A 12,001-nucleotide genomic window follows, 5' to 3' on the forward strand; every position below is an offset into this window, starting at 1 on the left:
CAGCTTAGCGGCGGGAGATGACGTGCCGCTCCGTGGCCGGCGCGGCGCCGATGGGCCGAAGGAGCTAGCCGGGTCAGCCCAGCCCTGTCGGCAGCTGCCCGCCCAGGCGCTCGATCTCGGCGCGCAGCAGCGCGATCTCGGTCATGCGGTCGAAGTCGGTCTGCAGCTGCTTCTGGTGCATCGCGAAATGCATCAGATTGGCCACGCGCAGCTGCAGCAGCTCGGGGTCTATCGGTTTGAACACATAGTCGATCGCGCCCAGGCTCAGGCCGCGCTTGCGCGCTGTTTCATCGGTCAGCGCGGTGATGAAGATGATGGGCGTCAGCGAGGAGCCGGGGTGCTGGCGCAGCCGCGAGGCGACCTCGAAGCCGTCCATGCCCGGCATCATCACATCCAGCAGCACCAGGTCGGGCGGCGCATCGGACTGGCAGATCGCGATGGCCTTCTCGCCATGGGTGGCCAGCTTGACCTTGAAGCGGTCCTGGAACAGGCCGGCCACCAGCTGCAGATTGTCCGGCGTGTCGTCGACCACCAGGATGGTGGCGCGCTCGCTGGCCGCGGGCGGCGTGGGTGGCAGGATGGGCTGGGCGCTGGCTGCCGGTGGCCGGGCCTGGCGCAGCAGCGCGCGCTCGACCCGCTCCAGCAGACGCTTGCTAGTGAAGGGCTTGATCAGCAGATCGGCCACACCCAGCCGTATCACCTGCTCGGCCAGGGCCTTGTCCAGGCCGCTGGACATCAGCAGCACCGGCAGGCTGCTCAGCCCGGCGTCGGCGCGCAGCGCCTGCAGCAGGCTCAGCCCGTCCATACCGGGCAGCTCCAGCTCGGTCAGCAACAGCTGCACCGGCGCACCGGCGCGCAGCTGCTGCAAGGCCTTGGCGCCGTCCGAGGCCTCCAGCACCGTGCCGAAGCCGGCCTCGCTGAGCTGGTTCGCCAGATGGCGGCGGATCGCCGCGTTCGCATCGGCGACCAGCACATGGGTCTTGTTGTTATTCATGCCGGCTGTTCTCCCTCTTCATCGGCAAAGCGCGTCGCGATGGTCTGAAACTCCGCGCTGACGAGCTCGAAGGCCGCGACGATGTCGGGGTCGAAATGGCTGCCCAGGCCTTGCCGGATGATGTTGCAGGCCATCTCGTGCGGAAAGGCCGGCTTGTAGACACGCTTGGAGATCAGCGCGTCGTAGACATCGGCCAGCGCCATCAGCCGGGCCGACAGCGGGATCTGCTCGCCCTTCAGACCCAGCGGATAACCGCTGCCATCCCATTTTTCCTGGTGGCTGTAGGCGATCTCCTTGGCGTAGCGCAGAAAGGCGTTGTCCATGCCCAGCTCCTGCTCGGCCCGCAGGATGGCATCGCGGCCCAGCGTGGTGTGGGTCTTCATCAGCTCGAACTCCTCGCTGGTCAGCGGGCCGGGCTTGAGCAGGATGCGGTCGGGAATGCCGACCTTGCCGATATCGTGCAGCGGCGCCGACTTGAACAGCAGGGCCAGCGCGGTGTCGTCCAGGCTGTCGGCAAAGCGCGGATGCGGCCGCAGTGCCTGGGCCAGACACTGCACATAGTGCTGGGTGCGGCGGATGTGGTTGCCGGTCTCGTTGTCGCGCGTCTCGGCCAGCGAGGCCATCGCCCGTATCGTCACGTCCTGCAGCGCCTCGACCTCGCGGGTGCGCTGGGCCACCAGAGCCTCCAGATGGTGGTTGTGGCGCTCCAGCAGGTCGCGCGCCAGCTTCAGCTGCAGATGGTTGCGCACCCGGGCCCGCGCGATGTCCGGGTTCACCGGCTTGGTGATGTAGTCCACCGCGCCCAGCTCCAGCCCCTCGCGCTCGTTCTCGGCCGCGCTCATCGCGGTCAGGAAGATCACCGGAATGGCCCGGGTGGCGGGCGCGGCGCGCAGCCGGCGCAGCACCTCGTAGCCATTGAGGCCGGGCATCATGATGTCCAGCAGGATCAGATCGGGCGCCGGGCTGCCGGCCGCGATCTGCAGCGCCCGCTCGCCGCTGGCGGCAAGCTTCAGGCGGCATTCGCCGCGCAGCACCGTGCTGATCAGTTCCAGATCGCTCGGCGTGTCGTCCACCACCAGCACCAGATGCGTATCGGCCGCCAGGGCCAGCGGGTCGCTCATCACGTTTGCTCCGGCTCGATCAACAAGGGATTCGCGGCGCGCAGGGCGCTCAAGCCCTGGGCCAGATCGTAGGCGCCCAGGGCCTGTTCCAGCGGCGCCAGCGCCGCACCGAGCGCGGCGGCCAGCTGCGGCCGCAGCTGCTGGAACAGCGCGACGGCCTCGGCATCATCATCGGCCAGCAGCGATTCCAGCCGCGCCAGCTGCGGCCGCAGGCCGGCCCAGTCGATGGCGCTGGCGCTCGCGGCCGGCTCGTCCGCCGGCAAGGCGGCTTGCAAGGCCAGGACCAAGGCCGCACAGGCCTGCTCGACAGAGTCGAGCGCCGGCACACGCCCCTGCTCCAGCGCCAGCTCGGCCACCCCGGCCTGCGCCGCCAGATCGGCCGCGCCAATCGTCGCGGCCGTGCCCTTGAGCGTGTGCAAGGCTCGCTGCGCCTCGGCCGGCCGCGCGGCGGCCAGTTCGGCGCGGGCGCGCGCCACCGCGTCGGCCTGGCCCGCGACGAAGCGGCGCAGCAGCTTCAGATAGGCCTCGGGCTGGCCAAGCACCCGACGCAGGCCCGCCGCAGCGTCCAGCCCCGGCACGGCGGTCAGTGCCTCGGATAGCGACCCGGCCAGCACTTCCGGCCGCGCGACGCTGGCCGCCGCGTCGGTGGAGCTCACGTCGGCCGCCTCGGCAGGCGCCGCAGGCGCGTCGCCCGCCCGCGCCGGCAGCCAGTGCAGCAGCTGGGCGAACAGCTCGTCGGGCTCTATCGGCTTGGCGATATGGTCGTTCATGCCTGCGGCCAGGCAGCGCTCGCGGTCGCTGCGCATCGCATTGGCCGTCATCGCCAGCACCGGCAGGCCCGCCCACTCGGGCCGCGCGCGGATGCGGCGGGTCGCTTCCAGCCCGTCCAGCACCGGCATCTGCATGTCCATCAAGACGATGTCGAACCGGGCCTGATCCAGCCGGTCCAGCGCCTGCTGGCCGTCCTCGGCCAGCACCACGATCAGGCCCTGACCCTCCAGCAGCTCGGCCGCCATCTCGCGGTTCAGATCGTTGTCGTCGACCAGCAGCACACGGGCGCCGCGCAGTGCCGACAGCTCCGACGGCAGCGGGCCGGCACGCCGCCCCTGGGCGTCGCCGGCCTGGCCGATCTGCAGCCACAGCTCGGCCCAGAAGCAGCTGCCGTGGCCGGGCTCGCTGCTCACGCCCACCGCGCCGCCCATCAGCTCGGCCAGGCTCTTGCTGATCGCCAGCCCCAGCCCGGTGCCGCCGTATTTGCGGGTGGTCGAGCTGTCGGCCTGCTCGAAGGAGCGGAACAGCCGGGCCTGCTGCTCGGCCGTCAGCCCGATGCCGCTGTCCTGCACCTCGAAGCGCAGCAGCAGGCGATCACCCTCGCGCGCACGCTCGCTGACCCGCACGCGCACCCCGCCGTGCTCGGTGAACTTGACGGCATTGTTGGCATAGTTGATCAGGATCTGGCCGATGCGCAGCGGGTCGCCGCGCAGCCAGTCGGGCAGGCCCGGCGAACGCTCGATGGCCAGCGTCAGGCCCTTGGCCGCGCATTTCTCTTCCAGCAAGAGCTGCATATCGTCGAGCACGCGCTGCAGCTCGAAGTCGATGATCTCGACCTCCAGCTTGCCGGCCTCGATCTTGCTGAAGTCCAGGATGTCGTTGATCAGGCCCAGCAGATGGCGGCCGCTGCGCTGGATGTTCTCGATATAGCCGCGCTGCCTGGGGTTCAGCTCGGTGCCCAGCGCCAGATGGCTCATGCCGATCACCGCATTCATCGGCGTGCGGATCTCGTGGCTCATATTGGCCAGAAAGTCTGACTTCAGCTGCGAGGCTCCTTCAGCGCGCTCACGCGCATGCTCGAGTTCCTCGCCCTGGGCCCGCAGCGCCTCATTGGCCTCGCGCAGCTCGGCGGTGCGCTGGGCGATGCGCTCGGCCAGCAGCTCCTCATTGCGCTTCAAGGTCTCGACCAGCTCGGTCTTGGCCGCGACCGCCAGCGCGCTGGCCTTCTCGCGCTTGAGGAACTGGCGGCTCATCGCCAGCGCCAGGCAGAAGGTCAGCAAGGCCTGAAAAGCGGTCAGCGCGCTGGTCAGCCGGGCCTGGTGGCCGAGGCTGGCGTGGCGCTGGTCGCTGACCTCGCCGGACAGGCGCGAGGCCGCCAGCGACAGATCGGTCAGCGGCGTGCTCAGCGCCTGCAGCTCCTCGCGCAGACGCTGCAGATGCACGCTCGCCTGGCGCGTATCGGCCGCCAGGCCCATCAGCCGGTCGCCGGCCTCGACGAAGTGCTGCATCTTCTGCATCGCCTCGGCATACAGCGGCGCGTCACCCATCAGGCTGCGCGCCGTGCCGCTCTCTATGGTGCTGAAGCGGCTCAGGAACAGGTCGTAGCGCAGCTGCAGCTCGTCCATATCGAGCTGCCGGGGCTGCAGCAGCTGCTGATGCAGCGCATGGTCGAAGCGCTCGTACTCGACATTGAGCTGCAGGAAGTACCACAGCGCATTGATATCGCCGCGCTGCGTGGCCTCGCTCATGCTGCGGTGCTGCTGGTAGAGCAGGGCGGCAATGGCCAGATAGGCCATCACCAGCGCCACAACGATCAGGCTCAGCAGCCGCTTGCCGGAGATGATCATGGGGAGCGGCCTCCGGTCTTACTGGATGTCCAGCGAGCGCAGCTGCCAGATCGAGCGTCCGTAATAGAGGTCGGCCTTCAGCTCGGGCCGGCTGTCGAAGGGGTAGACCACAAACAGCGGCCCTTTCTCGCGCACCGGCATCGGCCGCTCGTTCATCAGCCGCGCGACGATGACATCGAAGCGCAGCGCGTCATCGAAGGGCATCTCGGCCTTGTAGCCGTTCAGCGCGGTCAGCACGATCTTGCCGCCCGGCTTGGCGCCGGCGGCGGCCAGTACATCGCGCAGCAGCGGGCCGGTGAAGCTGATCGGCGCCGGATACCAGGGCGTCTGGGTCGTGAAGCTTTTCTGCGGCAGCTGCTCCAGCATCTTCATATCGAAGCCGGCCTTGCCATCGCCCTGGTTGCTGGCGCCGAGCCGGCCGCCCAGCGTCAGCACGACCCGGCCTTGCGGCTTGTCCAGCGCCCGGGCCGGCATCCAGGGGGCCAGCAAGCCCAGGCCAACGGCCAGCAGGCGCCGACGCAGCAAACTCTCGTTCATTCGATACTCCCCGAGTGCGAGCCTCTGACTCGTGGCCGGCCGGTGTGCGGCGCAGCAATTTGCAGTGATCATGGCACGGCTCGCTGCCGCTGGCGACTCGAACAAGCCGCTGCGGGGCGGCCAAATCCGGGCATTGCCGCAGGAGCCGGTAATCTGCGAGACTTCGCTTGGCGCGAAGTCTTAATTGGCAGCTTGAGTAGATCAAGCGGAGCTGCGAAGGCTATCGTGCGAGCTGCCGGCCCGGCGACGGGTCGATGCCCTATACCAAAGCGGAGACTGCCATGCCTGTGTCGAAGATTTCCAGCCCGTCCGCCGCCCGTCGGCGCCTCGCCGTCTGCCTGGGCTTGATGGCGGCGAGCACGACGCTGCTGGCCGCACCCAAGAGCGAGCTGCCGGCCGGCTATCCGCAGCGCGGCCTGAACTGGATCGTGCCCTTCCCGGCCGGCAGCGCCACCGATCAGCTGGCCCGGGTGCTGGCCGAGCATGTGGGCAAGGCCGCCGGTCAGGCGGTCGTTGTCGACAACAAGCCCGGGGCCAACGGTACGCTGGGCACCGGCGCGGCCGCCAAGGCCGCCCCCGACGGCTACAACTTCCTGATCGCCACCAGCACCACGCATGCGGCCAATGCCTCGCTGTACCGCAAGCTGCCCTATGACCCGATCAAGGACTTCACGCCGGTCAGCCGCCTGGCCGAGATCCCCTTCATCATGCTGGTCAACCCGACGGTGCCGGCCGACACGGCCGAGAAGTTCGTCGCCTATGTGAAGGCCAATCCGGACAAGCTGGCCTGGGGCTCGGGCTCCAGCGGCAGCCTGATCCCCGGCCATGCGCTGGTGCATGCCAACAAGCTGGTGATGGCCCATATTCCCTACAAGGGCGTGCAGCCGGCGATGACGGACACGATGGGCGGCACGATACAGCTGGTGTTCGGCGATCTGGCCTCGGGCGTGCCCCAGGTCAAGGCCGGCAAGCTGCGTGCACTGGCGGTCACCTCGGGCAAGGAGCATCCGATGCTGCCGGGCGTGCCGACGATGACCAAGAGCGTCGTGCCGGGCTTCGAGATGACCGCCTGGTTCGCGATGTATGCGCCGGCCGGCACGCCCGAGCCGGTGCTCGCGAAGATGAACCAGTGGGTGCGCTCGGCGCTGACCGACAAGAGCGTGCAGGCCAAGCTGGCGCTTTCGGGCTTCGAGTTGACGCCCAGCACGCCGCCCGAGCTGGGCCTGTTCGCGGCCAAGGAAACGCTGAAGTGGGCCAAGGCCGTGCAGGCAGCCGGCATCAACGCCGAGTAATAAAAGCCGCCGCCGCCATGCGCCTGGACCTGACCACGCTGAACCTCGTGCTGGCGATCGAGCAGACCCGCTCGATCACCGCCGGGGCGGCGCGCGAGCACCTGGCGCTGGCGGCGGCCAGCAAGCGCGTCTCCGACCTGGAGGCGCGGCTGGGCGTGCAGCTGTTCGAGCGCCGCGCCCGCGGCGTCGAGCCGACCGAGGCCTGCCGCGCGCTGGTCCGCCATATCCGCTCGCTGCATGCCTCGCTGCATGCGCTGGAGAGCGAGGTGGTCGAGTTCGCGCGCGGCATCAAGGGCCATCTGCGCATCGCCGCCAACAGCGGCGCCATCGCCGAATGCCTGCCGGCCGATCTGGCCGCTTTCAGCCAGGCCCATCCGCAGATCCGCATCAGCCTGGAAGACCAGACCAGCGCCGAGGTGCAGGCGGCGGTGGCCGAGGGCCGCGCCGATATCGGCGTGTTCACGCCGCCGCTGCTGGACAACCGGGTCCAGGCCTGGGTCTATGCCCAGAGCCGGCTGGCCGTGCTGGTGCCCAGGGACCATGGGCTGGCGCGGCAGCCCTCGGTCAGCTTCTCCGACCTGCTCGACTACGACCTGATCGGCCTGCATGCCGGCGCCAGCGCCCAGCAGCTGATGCGCGAGCAGGCGCTGTCGCGCGGCCGTACGCTGAACGCACGCCTGCAGGTGCGCGGCTTCGATGCGATTGCCCAGCTGGTCGAGGCCGGCCTGGGCGTGGCGGTGCTGCCCTCGGTGCCGGCCGAACGCTTCTCGCGTGTCTTCGCGGTCAGTCATCTCCGGCTCGATGAAGCCTGGGCCGCGCGCGACTATTGTCTGGGTGTGCAGCGTCAGGAGCGCCTGCCCACCGTGGTGCAACGCTTTGTCGATGCCCTCTGTCCCCTCCCCAACATCCCCGTAGAAAGCCAGCCATGACCACTGCAGCTCGCACGCTTTACGACAAGCTCTGGGACGAGCATGTCGTCCACACCGAGGAGGACGGCACGGCCACCCTCTATATCGACCGCCATCTGGTCCATGAGGTGACCAGCCCACAGGCCTTCGAAGGCCTGGATCTGGCGGGGCGCAAGATCTGGCGCCTGTCGGCCAATCTGGCGGTCAGCGACCACAATGTGCCGACCACCGACCGCAGCCAGGGCATCGCCGACCCGATCTCCAAGCTGCAGGTCGACACCCTGGACCAGAACTGCGATCGCTTCGGCATCACCCAGTTCAAGATGAGCGACAAGCGCCAGGGCATCGTCCATGTGATCGGCCCGGAGCAGGGCGCCACCCTGCCGGGCATGACCGTGGTCTGCGGCGACAGCCACACCTCGACCCACGGCGCTTTCGGCGCGCTGGCCCACGGCATCGGCACCTCCGAGGTCGAGCATGTGCTGGCCACCCAGACCCTGCTGGCCAAGAAGGCCAAGAACCTGCTGATCAAGGTCGAGGGTCAGACACCGAAAGGCGTCGGCGCCAAGGACATCGTGCTGGCCATCATCGGCAAGATAGGCACGGCCGGCGGCACCGGCTACACGATCGAGTTCGGCGGCTCGGCAATCCGTGCGCTGAGCATGGAAGGGCGGATGACGGTCTGCAATATGGCCATCGAGGCGGGCGCGCGCGCCGGCCTGATTGCCGTGGACGAGACCACGATCAACTACTGCAAGGGCCGACCCTTCTCGCCCAGCGGTGTCGAATGGGAGCAGGCGGTGACCTACTGGCGTACCCTGCACTCGGACCCGGGCGCGAGCTTCGACAAGGTGGTCGAGCTCGACGCCGCCCAGATCCGCCCGCAGGTCACCTGGGGCACCAGCCCCGAGATGGTCTTGTCGATCGAGGACCGCGTGCCCGACCCGGACAAGGAGAAGGACGCCGTGAAGCGCGGCGCGATCGAGCGGGCGCTGCAGTACATGAATCTGGAACCGAACAAGGCCATCAACGACATCCTGATCGACAAGGTCTTCATCGGCTCCTGCACCAACAGCCGCATTGAGGACATGCGCGAGGCTGCGGCCGTCGTGCGCCGGGTCGGTGGCAAGATCGCCGCCAATGTGAAGCTGGCCATGGTGGTGCCGGGCTCGGGCCTGGTGAAGGAGCAGGCCGAGCGCGAAGGCCTGGACCAGGTCTTCAAGGCGGCCGGTTTCGAGTGGCGCGAGCCGGGTTGCTCGATGTGCCTGGCGATGAATGCCGACCGGCTGGAGCCGGGCGAGCGCTGCGCCTCGACCAGCAATCGCAATTTCGAGGGGCGCCAGGGCGCTGGCGGCCGCACCCATCTGGTCAGCCCGGCGATGGCCGCTGCGGCCGCGATGCAAGGCCATTTCGTTGATGTTCGAAGGATTTCGTGATGGAAAAGTTCACCGTTCACAAGGGCCTCGTCGCCCCGATGGATCGCGACAATGTCGACACCGACGCGATCATCCCCAAGCAGTTCCTGAAATCGATCAAGCGCAGCGGCTTCGGCCCGAATCTGTTCGATGAATGGCGCTATCTGGATGCGGGCGAGCCCGGCCAGGATCCGGCCAGCCGCAAGCCCAACCCCGATTTCGTGCTGAACCAGCCGCGCTATCAGGGCGCCTCGGTGCTGATCGCGCGCAGCAATTTCGGCTGCGGCTCCAGCCGCGAGCACGCGCCCTGGGCGCTGGAGCAGTACGGCTTTCGCGCGCTGATCGCGCCCAGCTTTGCCGACATCTTCTTCAACAACTGCTTCAAGAACGGCGTGCTGCCCATCGTGCTGCCCGAGGCCCAGGTGGCCCAGCTGTTCGACGAGGTGTTTGCCTTCCCGGGCTATCAGCTGACCATCGATCTGGCGCGCCAGCTTGTGATCAAGGCCGACGGCACGGAGCTCGCGTTCGAAGTCCAGCCCTTCCGCAAGTTTTGCCTGCTCAACGGTTTCGATGACATCGGCCTGACCCTGCGCCATGCCGACAAGATCAAGGCCTTCGAGGCCGAACGCATCGCCAGCAAGCCCTGGCTCAACAACCGTCTGATCGGATGACCATGAAAATTGCAGTGCTACCCGGTGATGGCATCGGGACCGAAATCGTCGCCGAGGCCGTCAAGGTCCTGAAGGTGCTGGACCTGCCGCTGACGCTGGAAAGCGCCCCGGTGGGCGGCGCCGCCTACGAGGCCGCCGGCCACCCGCTGCCCGAATCGACCTTGCAGCTGGCGAAGGACGCCGACGCCATCCTGTTCGGCGCGGTCGGCGACTGGAAGTACGACAAGCTGGACCGCCCGCTGCGTCCCGAGCAGGCCATCCTGGGCCTGCGCAAGCATCTGGGCCTGTTCGCCAATTTCCGCCCGGCCATCTGCTACGAGCAGCTGACCCATGCATCGAGCCTGAAGCCCGAGCTGGTCGCCGGCCTGGACATCCTGATCATCCGCGAGCTGACCGGTGACATCTATTTCGGCCAGCCGCGCGGCCGCCGCACCGCCGTCGACGGCCATTTCCCGGGTTCCGAGGAGGCCTTCGACACGATGCGGTACTCGCGCCCCGAGATCGAGCGCATCGCCCATGTGGCCTTCCAGGCGGCGCGCAAGCGCAGCAAGCGCGTCACCTCGGTGGACAAGGCCAATGTGCTGGAGACCTTCCAGTTCTGGAAGGACGTGATGATCGAGGTCAGCGCCGAGTATCCGGATGTCGAGCTGGACCATATGTATGTGGACAACGCGGCGATGCAGCTGGTCAAGGCGCCGAAGAAGTTCGACGTGGTCGTCACCGGCAATATGTTCGGCGACATCCTGTCGGACGAGGCCGCGATGCTGACCGGCTCGATCGGCATGCTGCCCTCGGCCTCGTTGGACAAGCACAACAAAGGCCTGTACGAACCCAGCCATGGCAGCGCACCGGACATCGCGGGCAAGGGAATCGCCAATCCTCTGGCTACAATCCTCTCCGCTGCCATGATGCTCAAGTTCACCCTCAACCAGCCCGAAGCTGCCGCTCGTATCGAAGCGGCGGTGGGCGCTGTGTTGTCCCAAGGTCTGCGCACTGCGGACATTTGGAGCGAGGGCACCCAGAAGGTGAGCACGCGCGAGATGGGTGATGCGGTCGTTGCCGCGATTACCACCACCAAAACCATCAAGAGCTGAAGCTCTCGGATCGTCTCGCCCCCACAAACCCCGGCGAAGCGAGCCGGGGCACAGAGACTGGGGTTTGTGATCAAGAGGATTTCAAGATGACGACATTGGTAGGACTGGTAGGCTGGCGCGGCATGGTCGGCTCCGTGCTGATGGACCGCATGGCGGCCGAGCGCGATTTCGATCTGATCGAACCGCTGTTCTTCAGCACCTCGAACGCCGGCGGCGCTGCCCCGGCGCAGGCGAAGAACGAAACCAAGCTGCAAAACGCCTTCGATATCGAGCAGCTCAAGCGCTGCGAGATCATCATCACCGCCCAGGGCGGCGACTACACCAACGAGGTGTTCCCGAAGCTGCGCGCGGCCGGCTGGAATGGCCACTGGATCGACGCTGCGTCCTCGCTGCGCATGAACGGCGATGCTGTCATCGTGCTGGACCCGGTGAACATGCCCGTCATCAAGGACGCGCTGAGCAAGGGCGGCAAGAACTGGGTTGGCGGCAACTGCACCGTCTCCTGCATGCTGATGGGCGTGGGCGCGCTATACAAGGCCGGTCTGGTCGAGTGGATGAGCACCCAGACCTACCAGGCGGCCTCCGGTGGTGGCGCCCAGCATATGCGCGAGCTGCTGACGCAGTACGGCACGCTGAACGCCTCGGTGCGCTCGCTGCTGGACGACCCGAAGAGCGCCATTCTCGAGATCGACCGCCAGGTCATCGCCACGCAGCGCGGCATGAGCGCGGCCGAAACCGCCAACTTCGGCGTGCCGCTGGGGGGGTCGCTGATCCCCTGGATCGACCGCGACCTCGGCAACGGCCAGTCCAAGGAAGAGTGGAAGGGCATGGCCGAGACCAACAAGATCCTCGGCCTGGGCGAGGGCTTCGGCTCGGCGCCGATTCCGGTCGACGGCTTCTGCGTGCGCGTCGGCGCGATGCGCTGCCACAGCCAGGCCCTGACTTTCAAGCTGAAGAAGGACGTGCCGCTGGCCGACATCGAGGCGATGATCGCCGCCGACAACGAGTGGGTGAAGGTCGTGCCCAATACCCGCGAGGCGACGATTCAAGACCTGACCCCGGTGGCGGTGACCGGCACGATGACCATCCCCGTCGGCCGCATCCGCAAGCTGGCGATGGGCCCGGAGTATGTCGGCGCCTTCACGATCGGCGACCAGCTGCTGTGGGGCGCGGCCGAGCCGCTGCGCCGCATGTTGCGCATCCTGCTGGCTCGGTAATTTCCCCAGTTTTCGAGCCCCGCCCGTTGCCGGCAAACGACAAGCCTGTAACGGGCGGTGAATCAGGTAGGTGTCCTGGGGCGTATTCAGCCTTTGCATGAGGGTTGCAGCGTATATGCTTGATGCTGTTGTGA

At 67.6% G+C, this 12,001-nt stretch carries 10 protein-coding genes; 6 read left to right on the top strand and 4 right to left on the bottom strand.

The genetic code is table 11. From position 1 onward, the window contains the following. Positions 1-73 precede the first annotated feature (73 nt). Genes O5M90_RS02325 through O5M90_RS02340 form a run of 4 tightly spaced genes read right to left on the bottom strand, consistent with a single transcriptional unit; the run spans position 74 to position 5,270 of the window. Positions 74-994, bottom strand: coding sequence for a response regulator (locus tag O5M90_RS02325; RefSeq protein WP_269841583.1), 921 nt, complete (start codon positions 992-994; stop codon positions 74-76). Further along, positions 991-2,115 (bottom strand): response regulator, encoded by a 1,125-nt coding sequence (locus O5M90_RS02330; protein WP_269841582.1) that lies wholly within the window; start codon positions 2,113-2,115, stop codon positions 991-993. Before O5M90_RS02330 ends, O5M90_RS02325 begins: the two co-directional genes overlap by 4 nt. Beyond that, entirely contained in the window at positions 2,115-4,733 is a 2,619-nt protein-coding gene (locus tag O5M90_RS02335) for a response regulator (RefSeq protein WP_269841581.1), read from the bottom strand. Before O5M90_RS02335 ends, O5M90_RS02330 begins: the two co-directional genes overlap by 1 nt. An 18-nt stretch (positions 4,734-4,751) precedes the next feature. After that, positions 4,752-5,270 carry a molybdopterin-dependent oxidoreductase gene (locus O5M90_RS02340; RefSeq protein WP_137940575.1) on the bottom strand — a complete coding sequence of 173 codons (519 nt, stop codon included), beginning with the start codon at positions 5,268-5,270 and terminating at the stop codon, positions 4,752-4,754. Between the two features lie 281 nt (positions 5,271-5,551). Between O5M90_RS02340 and O5M90_RS02345 the strand changes: the two genes are divergently transcribed. The 6 genes from O5M90_RS02345 (at position 5,552) to asd (ending at position 11,867) form a co-directional block, all read left to right on the top strand. Beyond that, the gene (locus O5M90_RS02345) at positions 5,552-6,562 is read left to right on the top strand and encodes a Bug family tripartite tricarboxylate transporter substrate binding protein (protein ID WP_262972950.1); all 1,011 of its coding nucleotides are present in this window, start codon (positions 5,552-5,554) and stop codon (positions 6,560-6,562) included. A gap of 17 nt (positions 6,563-6,579) precedes the next feature. Further along, positions 6,580-7,491: a LysR family transcriptional regulator gene (locus tag O5M90_RS02350; protein WP_137940573.1), complete on the top strand. Its 912-nt coding sequence runs from the start codon at positions 6,580-6,582 to the stop codon at positions 7,489-7,491. Further along, the gene (gene leuC, locus O5M90_RS02355) at positions 7,488-8,906 is read left to right on the top strand and encodes a 3-isopropylmalate dehydratase large subunit (RefSeq protein ID WP_269841580.1); all 1,419 of its coding nucleotides are present in this window, start codon (positions 7,488-7,490) and stop codon (positions 8,904-8,906) included. Before O5M90_RS02350 ends, leuC begins: the two co-directional genes overlap by 4 nt. After that, on the top strand, positions 8,906-9,556 hold the full coding sequence (gene leuD, locus O5M90_RS02360; protein WP_137940571.1) for a 3-isopropylmalate dehydratase small subunit: 651 nt from the start codon (positions 8,906-8,908) through the stop codon (positions 9,554-9,556). Before leuC ends, leuD begins: the two co-directional genes overlap by 1 nt. 2 nt (positions 9,557-9,558) lie before the next feature. After that, positions 9,559-10,650, top strand: coding sequence for a 3-isopropylmalate dehydrogenase (leuB, locus tag O5M90_RS02365; protein ID WP_269841579.1), 1,092 nt, complete (start codon positions 9,559-9,561; stop codon positions 10,648-10,650). Positions 10,651-10,736: 86 nt separating this feature from the next. Further along, complete coding sequence (gene asd, locus O5M90_RS02370; protein WP_262972947.1) at positions 10,737-11,867, top strand: aspartate-semialdehyde dehydrogenase; 1,131 nt, start codon at positions 10,737-10,739, stop codon at positions 11,865-11,867. The last annotated feature ends 134 nt before the right edge of the window (positions 11,868-12,001 follow it).

This window comes from Paucibacter sp. M5-1 (assembly GCF_027498415.2).
GTDB lineage: Bacteria > Pseudomonadota > Gammaproteobacteria > Burkholderiales > Burkholderiaceae_C > Roseateles_E.